The sequence below is a fragment of the Leifsonia sp. 71-9 genome, assembly GCF_001898805.1.
In the GTDB taxonomy this organism is placed as follows: Bacteria; Actinomycetota; Actinomycetes; order Actinomycetales; family Microbacteriaceae; genus Leifsonia.
On the sequence record NZ_MKVJ01000004.1, the window covers coordinates 98,039 to 113,929 of the forward strand.

At 71.2% G+C, this 15,891-nt stretch carries 13 protein-coding genes; 4 read left to right on the forward strand and 9 right to left on the reverse strand.

What is annotated here, in order from left to right; genetic code table 11:
• Positions 1-8: 8 nt before the first annotated feature.
• Positions 9-1,988 (reverse strand): primary-amine oxidase, encoded by a 1,980-nt coding sequence (locus BGO91_RS04100; protein ID WP_290471600.1) that lies wholly within the window; start codon positions 1,986-1,988, stop codon positions 9-11.
• A 201-nt stretch (positions 1,989-2,189) separates the two neighbouring features.
• Between BGO91_RS04100 and BGO91_RS04105 the strand changes: the two genes are divergently transcribed.
• Positions 2,190-3,722 carry an APC family permease gene (locus BGO91_RS04105; protein WP_290471601.1) on the forward strand — a complete coding sequence of 511 codons (1,533 nt, stop codon included), beginning with the start codon at positions 2,190-2,192 and terminating at the stop codon, positions 3,720-3,722.
• Between the two features lie 104 nt (positions 3,723-3,826).
• Here the strand turns inward: BGO91_RS04105 and BGO91_RS04110 are convergent, their stop codons facing one another.
• Positions 3,827-4,843 (reverse strand): helix-turn-helix domain-containing protein, encoded by a 1,017-nt coding sequence (locus BGO91_RS04110; RefSeq protein ID WP_290471602.1) that lies wholly within the window; start codon positions 4,841-4,843, stop codon positions 3,827-3,829.
• A 223-nt stretch (positions 4,844-5,066) separates the two neighbouring features.
• Between BGO91_RS04110 and BGO91_RS04115 the strand changes: the two genes are divergently transcribed.
• Positions 5,067-6,473, forward strand: a complete 1,407-nt coding sequence (locus BGO91_RS04115; RefSeq protein WP_290471603.1) for an aldehyde dehydrogenase family protein — start codon at positions 5,067-5,069, stop codon at positions 6,471-6,473.
• On the opposite strand, the gene menD is transcribed toward BGO91_RS04115, so the two are convergent.
• Positions 6,463-8,175, reverse strand: a complete 1,713-nt coding sequence (menD, locus tag BGO91_RS04120) for a 2-succinyl-5-enolpyruvyl-6-hydroxy-3-cyclohexene-1-carboxylic-acid synthase (RefSeq protein WP_290471615.1) — start codon at positions 8,173-8,175, stop codon at positions 6,463-6,465. The genes BGO91_RS04115 and menD overlap by 11 nt on opposite strands.
• Before the next feature lie 169 nt (positions 8,176-8,344).
• Positions 8,345-8,698: a PLDc N-terminal domain-containing protein gene (locus tag BGO91_RS04125; RefSeq protein ID WP_290471604.1), complete on the reverse strand. Its 354-nt coding sequence runs from the start codon at positions 8,696-8,698 to the stop codon at positions 8,345-8,347.
• A 42-nt stretch (positions 8,699-8,740) separates the two neighbouring features.
• Between BGO91_RS04125 and BGO91_RS04130 the strand changes: the two genes are divergently transcribed.
• On the forward strand, positions 8,741-9,139 hold the full coding sequence (locus tag BGO91_RS04130; protein ID WP_290471605.1) for a DUF4229 domain-containing protein: 399 nt from the start codon (positions 8,741-8,743) through the stop codon (positions 9,137-9,139).
• A 172-nt stretch (positions 9,140-9,311) separates the two neighbouring features.
• On the opposite strand, the gene BGO91_RS04135 is transcribed toward BGO91_RS04130, so the two are convergent.
• From BGO91_RS04135 to BGO91_RS04145, 3 genes are read right to left on the reverse strand one after another with little or no spacing between them, the layout of a single operon-like run.
• Positions 9,312-10,298, reverse strand: a complete 987-nt coding sequence (locus tag BGO91_RS04135) for a 1,4-dihydroxy-2-naphthoate polyprenyltransferase (RefSeq protein WP_290471606.1) — start codon at positions 10,296-10,298, stop codon at positions 9,312-9,314.
• A gap of 26 nt (positions 10,299-10,324) precedes the next feature.
• The gene (locus tag BGO91_RS04140) at positions 10,325-11,503 is read right to left on the reverse strand and encodes an AMP-binding protein (protein ID WP_290471607.1); all 1,179 of its coding nucleotides are present in this window, start codon (positions 11,501-11,503) and stop codon (positions 10,325-10,327) included.
• A 10-nt stretch (positions 11,504-11,513) separates the two neighbouring features.
• Entirely contained in the window at positions 11,514-12,425 is a 912-nt protein-coding gene (locus tag BGO91_RS04145; RefSeq protein WP_290471608.1) for a 1,4-dihydroxy-2-naphthoyl-CoA synthase, read from the reverse strand.
• 56 nt (positions 12,426-12,481) lie between these two features.
• On the opposite strand from BGO91_RS04145, the gene BGO91_RS04150 reads away from it, so the two are divergent.
• A complete protein-coding gene (locus BGO91_RS04150; protein ID WP_290471609.1) occupies positions 12,482-13,474 on the forward strand; it encodes an o-succinylbenzoate synthase in 993 nt (330 codons plus the stop codon).
• Positions 13,475-13,492: 18 nt separating this feature from the next.
• Here the strand turns inward: BGO91_RS04150 and BGO91_RS04155 are convergent, their stop codons facing one another.
• Positions 13,493-14,512, reverse strand: a complete 1,020-nt coding sequence (locus tag BGO91_RS04155) for an HAD-IIA family hydrolase (RefSeq protein ID WP_290471610.1) — start codon at positions 14,510-14,512, stop codon at positions 13,493-13,495.
• Positions 14,487-15,302, reverse strand: a complete 816-nt coding sequence (locus BGO91_RS04160; protein WP_290471611.1) for a hypothetical protein — start codon at positions 15,300-15,302, stop codon at positions 14,487-14,489. Before BGO91_RS04160 ends, BGO91_RS04155 begins: the two co-directional genes overlap by 26 nt.
• Positions 15,303-15,891 lie beyond the last annotated feature (589 nt).

A 15,891-nucleotide genomic window follows, 5' to 3' on the forward strand; every position in this document is an offset into this window, starting at 1 on the left:
CGCCCCGCTCAGTGCCCGCAGCTGCACTCCCCGCCAGCGCAGCAGCTCGCCCTGCCGGTCGCGCCGTCCGGCAGGTCCAGCGCCGGGTTGCGGTCGAGGAAGCCGTAGGGCTTGAAGTGGAAACCCGAGTAGTCCACCGGCATGATCGGCCAGTCCTCGGGGCGCGGGATGTGCGTCGGCCCGAAGACGTGCCAGATCACCAGGTCGGTCTCCTCGAGCGAGCGGTCCGCCGCCGTCCAGGCGGGCAGCCCGCCGCCGCCGGCGTGCGCGTTCGGGTAGTCGCCGGCCGGGAATCGCTCGGCCGGGTCGAACGGCGTCGCCCAGAGGTGCTTGGTCGCGAAGGTCGCGCGCCCCCACACGGTCGACTCGGGCTGCGCGAGCAGCGTCGCGCTCGGCTGCGGCAGCAGGTGGTACGCGGTCGGGGCGCCGACGGCGTTGCGCCGGTCCGCGCTCCGCACCTCCCACACCCGCGCCCGGGAGGGATCGGCGAGCCGCTGCGCCTCCGACTCGCTCGCGAGCGGCGTGTTCGTCCAGGTGAATGCGTTGCCGTGCGGGTTGTCCGGGCCCATCGGGATGCCGACCGCGTCGATCTCCGAGAGCGAGTTCCGGTCGCCGTCGATGGCGACGTCCAGGCGCGCGCAGAACAGGTGCTGGTGCACGGGCGCGAACAGGCCGGGTGCGATCTCGGGCGCGTGCGGATCGGTGGATCCCGGGACGCCCGCGCCGGCGAAGACGATGCCGGTGGCCTTGGCCTCCACCTGGATCGTGCCGTCGAGGTAGAGGTACCAGAAGAACCCGTAGTCGTAGTTTCCGATGGTCGAGAAGTAGGAGATGACGAGCCGGCGGGAGCGGCGCACCTCGGTCTTGCCGTCGAGGTCGGTGTGCTTCCAGAGGATGCCGTAGTCCTCCTCGTGCATGCACACGACCTGCGGGATGGTGACCGGGTTGCCGTGGTCGTCGGCCACGACCCCGTCGAAGTAGTGGATGACGCCGAGGCAGTCGCAGCCGAGCGTCAACGTGTTCGCGTTCTTGCCGAGCAGGTACTCGCCCGCGTCGAAGTAGCTGATCCAGAACCGGGTGGAGGTGGTGTCGCCGTAGGGCACGACCATCTCGGGAACCGAGCCGCGGTAGAGCACCGAGCGGTCCTCGTCGCCGTCGCGGAAGGTCACCTGGTTCAGCACCAGGCCCTCGCGGGCGTTGAAGCCGACGCGCAGCTTCCAGTTCTCCCATTCGACGTGCTGGCCGTCGACGCGGAAGCTCGGCCCCTCGGGCTGGGTGATCTCGATGGGCTTGAGGGAGGTGCGGGCCGCGCCGATCGTGGCGGCGTCGTAGTTGCCGTCGAGGTCGGGCACCGGCACGTCGCCGTCGTCCTCGACGCGCAGCACCGCTCCGGTCGTGAGGTCGATGTGCACGATCAGCCCTTCGACCGGATGCGACCACGGCGAGTCGGTCGGCGTGGAGCGCAGGAAGGTCAGGGAGCGGATGACGCGGCGGCCGGTCTCCTCGGCGCGGTTGTGGAACCCCGGGGCGAGCGGCGCGCAGAAGGCCAGCTCGATCCGGTCCCCGAGCCCGCGCCGGACCATCGCCGCCTGCCACTCGGGCGACGCCTTCGCGATCTCCTCGGCGCGCGCGTACTCCTCGAAGAGGTACTGCGGCTGCCCATAGGGCGCCTCGGCCGTGCCGAGCGGGCGGTGGTCGACGAGTTCCCGGGTCGTGACCGACACGATGGCCTCGGCGGACGCCCCGGTCGCGGTGTCGAGCAGCACGAAGAGGAGGCGACGGTCGATCGCATCCCCGTCCCGGAACGCGGCGACCGCCTCCTTCGACGGCTCCACGGGCAGCACCGACGGGAACCGCGTGGTCTCCCCCACGAGCCCCGCCGCCACCAGGATGTCGCGACCGTCGGCGATCTCCTGCGCGGTCAACGCGTCGAGGGGATGGCGGACCTCGGTGGGCGCGGTGACGGTGGAGGTGTGCTGGTGGGACATCGGTGTTCCTTACGTCGAGCTCGTCCGTTCAGTATCCGGGTTGGGCGCCGCGGGCTGGAAGGCGGGCGCGGCCGAACGTTCCGATTCAGACAACCGCTCTGCGTCGCAGGCCAACCCCTCGCCGCCGGCAACCGATTCAATCGTCAGCAATCGCGCATTCCCGAACTCTCCCTTCATTGCGCACCGAACGAGGAGAATCCGTTGACCTCCACCCAATCCGCCGACACCGCCGTCGGCACGCGAACCGCCGCCCACCGCCGGCTGGGCGTCCCCGCCGTCACCTTCATGATCGTCGCGGCGTCCGCCCCGCTGACCGTCCTGGCGGGAGGCGTCACGACGACGTTCGCCGTCACCGGCGTGCTCGGCGTGCCCCTGTCCTTCCTCATCCTGGGCGTCACGCTCACGATCTTCGCCGTGGGGTACGCGGCGATGAGCCGGTTCGTGACCAATGCGGGCGCGTTCTACTCATACGTCGCCCAGGGCCTCGGCCGGCCCGGCGGCGTCGGTGTCTCGATCGTCGCCCTCATCTCCTACAACGCGATGCAGATCGGCGTGTACGGGATGTTCGGCTTCCAGGTCTCGTCCCTCCTGTCGAGCAAGTTCGGCTGGGACGTGCCGTGGTGGATCCCGGTGCTCGTGTGCATCGCCCTCATCGCGGTGCTCGGCGTCAACCGCGTCGACCTCTCGGCCAAGGTGCTCGGCGTGCTGGTCGCGCTCGAATTCGTGGTCGTGATCGTCTACGACATCGTCTCGTTCGCCGTCGCACCGGAGGGCGTCAGTGGCCAGGCGCTCAGCCCCTCCTCGCTCTTCGTGCCGGGCATCGGCGCCGTGTTCGCCTTCGGCATCGCCGCGTTCATGGGCTTCGAGTCGGCGGCGATCTACGGCGAGGAGTCGAAGGACCCGAAGCGCACGGTCGCCCGCGCGACCTACACGGCCGTCGCCGTCATCGCGATCTTCTACGCGCTGTCCTCGTGGGCCATGACCGTCGGAACCGGCCCGAGCGCGCTCATCAAGGCCTCCACGGAGCAGGGGCCCGACCTGATCTTCAACTTCCTGTCCTCCCACGTCGGCGTGATCGTCAGCGACATCGCGCAGCTGCTCTTCATCACGAGCCTGTTCGCCTCCCTTGTCAGCTTCCACAACGCCGTCGCCCGGTACTTCTTCTCGCTGGGCCGAGAGGGCGTGCTGCCGAACTGGCTGTCCCGCATCCGTGCGCACAGTGGCGCTCCGTGGGCCGGCTCGGTCACCCAGACCGTCCTCGCCGCCGTCGTGATCGTCGCGTTCGCCATCGCGGGCACGGGATGGACGCCGCCGGAGGGAGCACCGGCCGCGCTGTTCCCGGTGCTCACCCTCTTCTCGTGGCTGACCAACAGCGGGGCGCTCGGACTGGTGCTCCTCATGGCGATCGTCTCGTTCTCGGTGATCGGGTTCTTCCGCCGCGACGGTCGCGGGCTCGGCCCCTGGCAGCGCGTCATCGCCCCGGTCGTCTCGGGAGTCGCGCTGACCGTCGTCTTCGCGCTCATCCTGATCTACTTCAACACGCTGCTGACCAGCGACCCCACGGCGCCGCCGAGCGCGACGACCTTCATCCTCCCGGCGATCGTGATCGTCCCCGGCATCATCGGAGTGTTCTGGGGGATGGCGCTGAAGCGGCGCAACCCGAAGGTCTACGCGCAGATCGGCCACGGGACCGAGGAGGCCGGAGCCCCCGAGCTCGGCACCGAGGACGACTGAGCCGGGACCGATCCGGCCGCACGGCAACGGGGCGCTCTCCGCGGAGGGCGCCCCGTTCTGCGTGCCGCGGATCGGCGACGTGGCCTGGCCCGCGCGGCCCGGCGTCAGGCGCGCGCTGCCGCCCGCACATCGGACGGCGACTCGGCGTACGCCGCCTTGAACACCCGGCTGAAATGCGCCGCATCCACGAACCCCCACCGGGAGGCGATGGAGGCGACCGACTGGTCAGCGTGCAGCGGGTCGACGAGGTCGCGCCGGCAGCGCTCCAGCCGTCGCGTGCGGATCCACGCCGACACCGTCGTGCTCTGCTCCTGGAACAGACCCTGCAGGTGCCGCGTGGAGATGAAGTGCGCCGCGGCGATCTGCGTCGGCCCGAGGTCGGTCGAGGCCAGATTGGCGTCGATGTACATCCGGATGCGCTGCATCAGCGCACGGTGCGGGTCGATCGACTCGGTGCGCGCGTCCAGCTCGTCGGCGAAGAGCGTGGTCACCAGGTCGAGTGCGCTGTGCGCGAGCCGGGTGCCGGTCGGCCCGGAGAGCTGGTCGAGGTTGCCGACCAGCTGAGCCAGGAACGGCACGATGATGCCGCCGACGCCCGAGCGTCCGTCGAAGCGCACCGCCGTCAGCTGCGCCACGAGCTCGCGCGGGAGGTCGATGAGGTGCTTCGGGAACATCACGACCATCGTGCGGAAGTCGTCGTCGAAGACCAGCGAGTACGGCCGGTGCGTGTCGTAGACGGCGAGGTCGCCGGGGCGCAGGAACGCCTCCCGGTTGTCCTGGATGAGCAGCCCGGTGCCCGAGAGCATCATGCTGAGCTTGTAGTAGTCGCGGTCGGAGCGCGCGATGAGCTCGGGAGTCCGTTCGACGACGTGCTGGGAGGCGCTCACCTCCGAGACGTGCACGGTGTCGGCGGTGGCCATCCGGATGCGGCCCCAGAACGGATCGGGCCGGTCGCTGGTCACGTGCAACGGCACGAACGATTCGGAGACCGCGGTGCGGAACGCGCTGAAGTCGCGCATGGCGCTGGACGCCACCCGACTCTCGGCGCGCGACGGCGCCTGGCGCGACGGTTGCGCCGGCTGATGCGACCACTGGGGAGCCTGCTGCTGGGCGATGAGCACGATCGACCTCACTGCGGACCGGGGACGACTTTGTATACGATCCGTGATGCGGATCGTATCACCCTGCCCTGCGGGACTGCCAGAGAACGAGGCTGTCCACCTCCCCGGCCCTGCGCCCGGGCAGCTCTGCACCGCTCGTCATCGGCCGTGCGTACACGGTCAAGTGCTCCCGCCCCTCCCGGCCGGAGACTGGGGCGAGGACCGTTCCACTGGAGGAGACCCGATGTCGGACTACACCGAACTGCTCGCCCGCGTCAGCGCGCCGGAAGGATCGGGTCGCCCGATCCACGATCCGGCCACGGGCGCCGAGATCGGCCGCGCCCCGGAGGCGAGCGTCGACGACCTCGACGCCGCGATCGCGCGCGCCCGCGCCGCCCAGCCCGCGTGGGAGGCGCTCGGCCACGACGCCCGCACGGAGGTCCTCCTGCGCGCCGCCGACGCCATCGACGCGAACGCGGAGGCCCTCGCCGAGCTGCTCTCCCGCGAGCAGGGCAAGCCGCTCAACGGCCCGAACGCGCGCTTCGAGATCGGGGCCTGCTCCGCCTGGCTGCGGACCTCGGCGACCGTCGCCCTGGAGCCGGAGGTCATCGTCGACGACGGCGAGGTGCACGCCGAGCTCCACTACCGCGCCATCGGCGTCGTCGGTGCGATCGGCCCGTGGAACTGGCCGCTGATGATCGGCATCTGGCAGCTGGCCCCCGCTCTGCGGATGGGCAACACCGTGGTGCTCAAGCCGTCGGAGTTCACCCCGCTCAGCGTCCTCGCCCTCGTGAGCGTCCTCAACGAGGTCCTCCCCGCCGACGTGCTGATCGCCGTCTCGGGCGACCGGGAGGTCGGCGCCCGCCTGGCGAGCCACCCCGACGTCGACAAGATCATGTTCACCGGCTCCACCGCGACCGGGCGCCGCATCATCGAGAGCTCGGCCGGCAACCTGGCCCGCCTCACCCTCGAGCTCGGCGGCAACGACGCCGGCATCGTCCTGCCGAGCGCCGACCCGCAGGCGATCGCGCAGGATCTCTTCTGGGGCGCGTTCATCAACACCGGCCAGACCTGCGCCGCCCTCAAGCGCCTGTACGTGCACGACTCGATCTACGACGCCACGGTGGAGGCGCTGGCCGAGGTGGCCCGCGCAACGCCGATGGGCAACGGGCTCGACGAGCAGAACGTGCTCGGCCCCCTCCAGAACAAGCAGCAGTTCGACATCGTGAACCGTCTCGTCGAGGACGCGAAGGCGAACGGCGGCCGCATCGTCACGGGAGGCTCCCCCGCCACCGAGCTCGGCGAGCTGTTCTACCCGATCACCCTCGTCGCCGACGTCGCGGACGGCGTCGCCCTGGTCGACGAGGAGCAGTTCGGTCCGGCGCTCCCGATCATCCGGTACTCCGACGTGGAGGACGCCGTCGCCAGCGCCAACCGGCTGGACGTCGGACTCGGCGGCTCCGTGTGGGGCGACCGCGACGAGGCGCGCGCCGTCGCGGCCCGCGTGCAGGCGGGCACCGTGTGGATCAACTCGCACGGCGGCGTCCACCCGATGATCCCGTTCGGCGGCGTGAAGGGCTCCGGCTACGGGCTCGAGTTCGGCGTCGAGGGTCTGAAGGCGGTCGCCGTGCCGCAGATCATCAACGGCTGAGCGGCACTTCCACGATGCTGACGCCCGCGGGCGGAGCGGAGAGCGCCTGGTCGAGCTCCCCCTTCGTCCGCGCGGCGCGGTAGTCCCAGCCGTACGCGCGGGCCAGCGCCTGCACGTCGACCTCGTGCGGCGTGTAGAGCACCCGATCGAACGCGGCGGTGCCGGCGGTCGCCGCCACCTCCAGGCCGTCGAAGATCGTTCCACCGCCGTCGTTGCCGAGCACCAGCTGCAGGTGCGGCCGGTCCTCGCCTGGGGCACCGAGCAGCGCTCCCACGTCGTGCAGGAGCGCGAGGTCGCCGAGCAGCACGCGGGTGACGCCGGACGGGGTTCCCGCGTCCGCGGCGGCGGCCTGGCTGGCGATCGCGATGCCCGTCGCGGTCGAGATCGTGCCGTCGATGCCGGCGAGACCGCGGTTGGCGTGCACCTGGATCTTCTTGCCGGGGACGATGCGGTCGGCGTCCCGGATGAGGCGGGAGGCCGCGAGCACCAGCCGGTCGTGCGGCCAGGTGTAGCGCCAGAGCGCCTCCGCCAGCAGCGGCCGGGTGATCGGGGCGCGCACCGCGGCGAGCTCGGCCTTCGCGAACGCGAGCGCGTCGGCCGGCTCGTACGAGCGCGCCTTGTCCACGTCGGGTGCGAGCGCGGCCGGATCCGCCGCACGCTCGGCCTCCTCGATCAGCCGGCGGCTCGCGAAGACCCAGCTGCCCACCCAACCGCGCACCTCCGGCGAGCGCAGGTCGACCGTCGCGGGCGGGAGGGCGCCTCCGACGATGCGGGCCCGGTGACCGGGGTCGTACGCTTGGGCGCCGGTCGGAGCGACCACGATCACCTCGACGTCGGAGCGCGTCAACAGGGCCGGGATCTCGCGGCTGAGCGTGGGATGACCGAACACGATGGCGCGCTCGACCCGCTCGCCGAACGCCTCCTCGTGGAGGAGCTCGCGGTAGGCGACCACCAGATTCGGTCCGAACCGCGCGCCGCTGGAGACCTCGGCGAGCAGGGGATAACCCGCTTCGCGTGCCAGCTCCTCGGCCGCAGGTCCGGCATCGGCACCGGCGACCACGACGGTGCGCGGTCCCTCCGTCAGTTCGATCGTCTGCCGCCCGAGAGCCTCGGGACCCGCCGTGGTGGGGAGGGCCCCGTCGATCGGCTCCTGGAGGGCCGGCGCAGCGACGGAGAGGGGTTCGCGGAAGGCGACGTTGAGGTGCACCGGGCCGGGATCGGCGCTGTCCGCACCCACGGCGGCGCGCACCGCGGCGAGCGCGAGCGTCTCGGCGGCCTGCGCTTCGGCGACCCGCTGGGCGGCGTCGGTCGCCCGGGGCGCGTCGACGTCCTGCGACCAGCGCACGGCGACGCCGTAGAGCCCGTCCTGCTGAGTGGTCTGGTTGGAGCGGATGCCGCGCAGCTCGGCCGGGCGGTCCGCCGTCAGGACGATGAGCGGGATGCCCGCCTCGTGCGCTTCGAGCACGGCCGGGTGGAGGTTGGCCGTCGCGGTGCCGCTCGTGGTGATGACCACCGCGGGTGCGCCCGTCTCGCGAGCGAGGCCGAGCGCGAGGAACCCGCCGACCCGCTCGTCGATCCGCACGTGCAACCGGACGTGGCCGCTGTGCTCGAGGGAGGCGGCGACGAGCGCCAGCGCCTGGGACCGTGAGCCGGGGCTGACGACGAGGTCGCGCACACCGTTGCGGACGAACGCCCGCAGCAGCGCGGTCGCGTAGTCGGTGGCAGGGTTGCCGGTCTCGGTGCCGCCCTCGACCGGACGCGCGGGCGCTGCCGTCGACGCGGGCGCAGATGTCGACGCGGACACAGCCGTCGACGCAGACACAGGCGTGCTCGTCTCGCGAGCCCCGTGGTCGGAGCCCGCGGTGAGAGGGTCAGCCATCCCGTCGGCCGGTCTGGTCGCTGTCGGGGCCGTTGTCGTCGAGGTCGGCGAGCTCCTTCTCGAGCTGTCGGATGCGCTCCTCCTGGTCTCGGTCGAGCTTCAGCTTGCCGAGGAACTCGGGGTCGTCGTCCGGCGCGACGAGGCGCCGGTCGCCGGCACGGCGTCGGCCGCGCCCGATGAGGAACCAGAGGATCCCGCCGATGATCGGGAAGAGGATGATGATGAGCAGCCACAGGGGCTTGGGAAGGCCGCGCACCCTCGTTCGATCGAAGAGCGCGCAGTCCACCACCGAATAGATGTAGAAGACCGCGGCTGCGACGCCGAGGACTATCCAGAGGCGAACCATGGGTCAATCGTAACTCTCAGAGTCCGTCTCTAAGCTGGGAGGGTGAAGCGGATTCCCTCCTGGTTGTATTACACCGTCCTGCGCCTGCTGGTGTTCGCGATTCCGCTCGCCATCCTGCTGATCCTCGGCATCGTCTGGTGGGCGTCGGTGATCGCCGCCGCCCTCATCGGACTGTGCCTCTCCTACATCTTCCTGAGCCGCCCGCGCAACGCCGTCTCGTCGGATCTGTACGAGATCCGTCACCGCGAGAAGCCCATCCCCTCGGAGGACGACGAGGTGGAGGATGCGGTCGTCGACTCCACGGAGGCCGCCCACGCTGACGCGGACTCCCGCACCGAAGCATCGGCGCACGCCGACGTGCCCGTGGATGGCTCCGTGGATGCACCCGTCGACGCCCCGGCGGAGCACCACGAAGCGGGCACGAAGCCCCCGACCGCCTGACCTCGCGGTCACCGTCCTCCCGGTCACCCGACCCGGCGGACGCCCGGCCTCGCGGCCTCGCGGCCACCCGGCCTCGCGGTCACCCGACCTCGCGACCGCCGACCTCGCGACCGCCGACGGTCGCGACCGCCGACCTCGCGACCGCCGACCTCCCGTGCGCCGTCCCGCGCGGTCAGAACGCGAAGGCCACGCCCAGCGCGATCCCGACCAGCAGTCCGGTGATGCTCGTCAGCTGCAGTGCGGTGATGAGTTCGCGCGACGTCTTCGCGAAGAGCGTGATCGCGCAGGCCGGCAGCGCGGCCAGCAGCGCGAACATCCCGAACCAGGCGATCGGGTAGAACAGCGCCAGCAGGGCCACGATCAGGAACGGCACCAGCAGCAGCACGCAGAACACGATCCGCGAGGCGACGTTGCCGATCAGCACGGCCAGGGTGCGCTTGCGCGCGGCCTTGTCGGGCTCGATGTCGCGGATGTTGTTGACCATGAGCACGGCGCAAGCGATCAGACCGGCGGCGACCGCTCCGTACCAGGCCTCCTGGTTGACCGTCCCCGCCAGCATGAACGTGGTGCCCGCGGTGGCCACCAGGCCGAAGAACACGAAGACGAAGAGCTCGCCGAGGCCGAAGTAGCCGTAGGGGCGCTTGCCTCCGGTGTAGAACCAGGCGGCGGCGATGGCCGCCGCGCCGATCAGCAGGATCCACCAGTGCTGCGTGAGGATGACGAGCGCGAGCCCCGCGAGCGCGGCGAGGCCGAAGAAGACAAGGGAGACGGTCAGCACCTTCTTGGGTGCGGCCTTTCCCGATCCCGTCAGGCGTCCGGGGCCGACCCGGTACTCGTCCGTGCCGCGGATGCCGTCGGAGTAGTCGTTGGCGTAGTTGACGCCGATCTGGAGCAGCACGGCGACGGCGAGGCAGAGCAGCGAACGCACCGGGTGCCAGACCCCCGGCCCCTCGGCCACCTTCGCGGCGCCGACACCGATGAGCACGGGAGCGATGGCGAGCGGCAGCGTGCGGAGGCGCGCGCCGGCGATCCAGTCCGCGGCGGTCGCGGGACGCGCTGCGGTCGCCCGGGCGGCACCCGGCCGTCCGCTCTTCCCTCCGCGCGGTCCGCGCGCCGGCGGCGGCGCCATCCTCTGCATGCGGGGCTTGTTCTCACTCATCACAGTGCGAATCTTAACAACAACGGCTATGCCTCGCTCTCGCCGGAACCGTCGGCCAGCCGGGCGGCCGCGACGCGGTCGGGCTTGCCGCTGCTCAGCACGGGGAGCTCGGCCACCACGACGACCCTGGCCGGCGCTCCGGCCCGCCCGATGCGCTCTGCGACCAGGGCCCGCACCTCGCGGAGGAGGCCGCCGCCGTCCGTCCGTCCCGTTCCGCGCGGTGCGACCACGACGGGCACCTGTCCCCACTCCTCGTCATCGGACGCGACCACGACCGCGCCCTCGAGTCCCGGGATGCTGCGCACCGCCTGCTCGATGGCATCCAGGAGCACCTTCTCGCCGCCCGAGATGATGACGTTGTCCGCCCGCCCGAAGACGCTGACCCGCCCCTCGTCGACGCTGCCCAGGTCGCCCGTGCGGTACCAGCGGTGACCGTCGGCCTCGTGGAACGCCGCGTGCGTCCGTCCTTCGTCGCCGAGGTAGCCTTCCGCCAGGGTCGGGCCGGCGACCTCGAGCAGCCCGTCCACCGCCCGCACCGCGGTCGTCCCGATCGGGGCACCGTCGTACACGCATCCCCCCGCCGTCTCGCTCGACCCGTACGTGCTCAGGATGCGCGCGCCCGCGTCCTCGGCCCGTTCCCGCAGGGCAGGGGTGAGCGCTTGGCCTCCCACGAGGATCCCGTCGAAGCGGCGCAGCGCCTTCGCGACCTCCCGGTCGCCGTTCTCGACCGCGTCCACCAGCCGGGCCAGCTGGACCGGCACGAGCGACGTGTACCGCAGATCGTGCGTGAGTCCTCCGGCGAGCGCCGCGAACCGCGCGGCGTCGAAGTGCCCGCCCCCGTAGTACAGGGGCTCCGTCTCCGCAGCGAGGGACCGCACGAGCACCTGAGCGCCCGCGACGTAGTGGGCCGGCAGGGCGAGCACCCACTGCCCCTGCCCACCCATCGCTCCTGCCGAGGCGGCCGCGCTGGCGAGCAGGGCATCGGCGGACAAGGCCACTCGCTTCGGCACTCCGGTCGATCCGGACGTCTCGATCACGAGGGCGACGTTCTGCGCGACCGTCTCCCTGTCCGTGCTCCCGTCCGGGAGCCTTCCCCCTGCTTCTTTCGGCACGACGGCCGGTCCTGCTCCGGCGAGCGCATCGCGCAGCGCCACGAACACCGTCTCCGGCTGCCCGGCGTCGACAGCCCGCACCTCCCGCGTCATGTCGCCCCGCTCAGTACTGCCAGGGGAACGGCGACCAGTCCGGTTCCCGCTTCTGCAGGAAGGAGTCGCGCCCTTCCACGGCCTCGTCGGTCCCGTATGCCAGACGCGTCGCCTCGCCGGCGAAGACCTGCTGCCCGACCAGGCCGTCGTCCACGGCGTTGAACGCGAACTTCAGCATCCGGATGGCCGTCGGCGACTTCGTCAGGATCTCCCTGGCCCACTCCAGAGCCGTCGACTCGAGCTCGGCGTGCGGGACGACGGCGTTCACGGCGCCCATCTCGTACGCCCGCTGCGCCGAGTACTCCCGTGCCAGGAAGAAGACCTCGCGGCCCACCTTCTGTCCGACCTGACGCGCGAAGTACGCGCTCCCGTAGCCCGCGTCGAACGACCCGACGTCGGCGTCCGTCTGCTTGAAACGTCCGTGCTCGGCGCTCGCGATCGACAGGTCGCACACGACGTGCAGCGAGTGGCCACCGCCGGCGGCCCATCCGGGCACGACGGCGATCACGACCTTCGGCATGAACCGGATGAGTCGCTGCACTTCGAGGATGTGCAGCCGCCCGCTGCGCGCCGCGTCGATCCCGGCAGCGGTCTCCCCCTCCGCGTACTTGTAGCCGTCGCGGCCCCGGATGCGCTGGTCGCCGCCCGAGCAGAACGCCCATCCCCCGTCCTTCGGGCTCGGCCCGTTGCCCGTCAGGAGCACCACACCGATGCGCGAGTTGGTGCGTGCGTCCTCCAGGGCTGCGTAGAGCTCGTCGACCGTGTGCGGACGGAAGGCGTTGCGCACCTCCGGCCGATTGAACGCGACGCGCGCGATCCTCCCGGATACATCGTGGTGGTACGTGATGTCGGTGAGTCCGCCGAATCCGGGCGCCTCCACCCACTGCGTCGGATCGAAGATCTCTGAGATTGCCGCTGCCATGCATCAAGACTATGGTCGGCAGCTCCCTCGGAGGTCGGCCGTGCCAAACTTGTGGAATGGTGCCGGAGCTGCGCGACTTGTTGATGACAGCGCGCGTGGTGAGCGTGCCGATGACCTCCCGCTTCCGCGGCATCACCGTCCGGGAGGCCGTCCTGTTCGAGGGACCGGAGGGCTGGACCGAGTTCTCGCCCTTCGTGGAGTACGCGGACGAGGAGGCGGCCGCCTGGCTGCACGCGGCCATCGACTTCGGCTGGCGTCCGAGCCCGCCGCTCCTGCGCGATCAGATCCCCGTGAACGCGACCGTCCCCGCCGTCCCCGCCTCCGACGTCGATGCCGTGCTCGATCGGTACCCCGGCGCCCGGACGGCGAAGGTGAAGGTCGCCGAGCCCGGTCAGACCCTCGCCGACGACATCGAGCGCGTCCGCGCCGCCCGCGACCGCCTCGGGCCCGAAGGCCGGATCCGTGTGGACGCGAACACCTTATGGAACGTGGATGAGGCCGAGCACGCCATCCACGCCCTCGCCCCCTTCGATCTCGAGTATGTCGAGCAGCCGTGCGCGACCGTCGACGAGCTCGCCGAGATCCGTCGTCGCACCGCCTATATGGACATCCCCATCGCGGCCGACGAGAGCGTCCGCAAGGCCGACGATCCGCTCGCGGTCGCTCGCGCCGGCGCCGCGGATCTCCTGGTCGTCAAAGCACAGCCGCTGGGCGGCGTCCATTCGGCGCTGCGGATCGTCGCTGCGGCGGGCCTCCCCGTCGTCGTCTCCCGCGCCATCGACACCTCCGTGGGCATCGCCATGGGCGCCCATCTCGCCGCGGCCGTCCCCGAGCTCGAGTTCGATTGCGGGCTCGGCACCGTGGCGATGTTCGTCCAGGATGTCGCGGTCGAGCCGCTCCTCCCCGTCGACGGGTTCATCCCGGTCGTCCGGCCGGCGGTCGACGCGTCGAAGCTCGCTGCCCTGGAGGCGCCCGCCGACCGTCGCGAGTGGTGGCTCGATCGAGTCCGGCGCTGCTACCGCATCGTCGAGCACGCGACGGCTCTCTGACCCGCCGAGTTCGACGGCTCAGGCGTACAGGCGCTCCGGCACCTCGAGTCCGTAGATCGCCCGGCCCGAGTTCCAGATCGCCGCGCAGGCGGCACGGAGCAGGTTGAGCCGATCCGTCCCCTCGGCGCGGATCCGGACGTCGTTCCCCTCGATCGCGACCGTCGCGTCTCCCACGGTCACGGCGCCGTCGCGGGCGGTCGTGGTCGCGGGATACGGCTGGGCCAGCCCTCGCAGGTCACCGAGGATGTACGTCGGGCGGGAGTTCGCGTCCGCGGCGATCAGCTGCTTCGCGCCGTCGATGCCCGTCAGCACCAGCACAGAATCGATGCCTGCCCGATTGGCACCGAGGATGTCGGTGTCGAGCCGGTCGCCGATGAAGAGCGGCTTCTTCGCGCCGAATCGCGCGACCGCCTCCTCGAAGATCGCCACCTCGGGCTTGCCCGCCACCAGCGGCAGCCGGCCGGCAGCCGTGTGCACGGCGGAGACGAGCGTCCCGTTGCCGGGGGCGATGCCTCGCGCCACCGGGATGGTCCAGTCGGTGTTCGTCGCGATCCACGGGCGCTCGGTCTCGGTGCGTCCCTGGAGCGCGAACGCGGCCTCCGCGAGCTGCGCCCAGCCGACCTCGGGAGCGAAGCCCTGGATGACCGCAGCAGGATCGTCGTCGGCCGACCGCGTGACCGAGAATCCACCCTTCTCGACCTCGTCGACCAGCCCGTCCCCGCCGATCACGAGGATCCGGGACCCCGGCGCCACGTGGGTGCTCAGGAGGCGGACCGCTGCCTGCGGCGAGGTCACCACGTCACTCGGCTGCACCTGCAGGCCGAGCTCGCTCAGGTGGGTCGCGACCGACGCATCGGTCCGCGACGCGTTGTTGGTGATGTAACCGACACGCACGGTTTCCGCTGCGCCGTTCAGACTCTCGACGGCGTGCGGGATGGCCGAAGGCCCCTTGTAGACCACGCCGTCCAGGTCGGCGAGCAGCACGTCCACGCCGTCCAGCGGAGTGGATGCGTCAGTGCTCCGTCGGAACAGCGCCATCGTCCGGCTCGCCCTTCTCTTCGACGGCCTGGCTCTCGGCCTGGGTCTCCGTCTCGACGTCGACGCCGGATTCGGCCCCGGCGTCGATCTCGTCGTCCGACTCGATATCGGTCTCAGCCTCGACGCTGAGCTCGGTGTCGGCGCTGGATTCGGTGTCAGCCTCGAGGTCGGCTCCGACCTCGGCCTCCGAGACGGTTTCAGCCTCAGCGTCACCATCCGAGGCAGCCTCAGTCGGCTCATCCTTATCGTCCGCGAGCAGCTCGTCCACCTCGGCTTCGACCGCCGCGGCGGAGAAATCGCCCGGATCGAGGAAGATCTCTTCCTCGATCACGTCGATGGTTTCGTGCTCGTCGATGTCGAGGGCTTCCGCGAGCGCTTCTGCAGCGTGCTCGGCGCGCTCTCGCCACGACGCCGCCTGCTCGTCGCGGCCGAGCTCCTCGAGCACCTCCGCGTACGCGTGGAAGAGGTCGGGGCTCCAGCTGAAGGCCCGGTTCGGGTCGAGCTGCGGGATCTCGAGCTCGGCCAGTGCGGCCTCCGGCTGCTCCAGGTCCAGGCGGGCACCCGACATCGCGATCGCGAGCGACACCTGCACGTCGGCAGGCAACGATGCCTTCTCGACCGACCGGCCGAGCTCGAGCGCGCGATCGGGTCGGCCCACGCCGCGTTCGCTGTCGACCATCAGCGGAAGCTGGTCATTCGATCCGGAGATGCGCCGGTACGTGCGCAGCTCGCGCAACGCGAGTGCGAAGTCTCCCGTGGCGTACGCCGTGATGGCGAGCGTCTCGCGCACGACGCCGATGCGGCCGGCACGTCGTGCTGCGGACAGGGCGTGGCGATGCGCCAGCTCCGGGTCGCTCTCGATCAGACGCGAGACCATCACCAGGTGCTGGGCGACCCATTCAGCGTTGTCCTTGCTCAGCGTCTTGAGCTCGACGCGTGCCTCGCCCGGGAGGTCGCGGGCGACGACGCCCTCGGGGATCTCGGGGTCGTCGTGGTGCGGGCGCACCGAGCGGAGCTCGCGCGAACGCTCGATCTCCTCGTCGGAGCGCAGCTCGCGCTCACGCGCATCCCGGTCCCCACGCGCCGGCGCACCATCGCGCGTCCACAGCTTCTCATCACGCCCGCCGCGCCCGCCGCGGTCCCCGCCGGAACGCTGGCCGTCGCGGGAGTACCCGCCACGGTCACCGCCGGAACGCTGACCATCACGCGAATACCTGCCACGGTCGCCCCCGGAACGCTGACCATCACGCGAATACCCGCCACGGTCGCCGCCAGAACGCTGGCCATCACGCGAATACCCGCCATGGTCGCCGCCAGAACGCTGGCCATCACGCGAATACCCACCACGCTCACCACCGGAACGCTGCGGGTCACGCGAA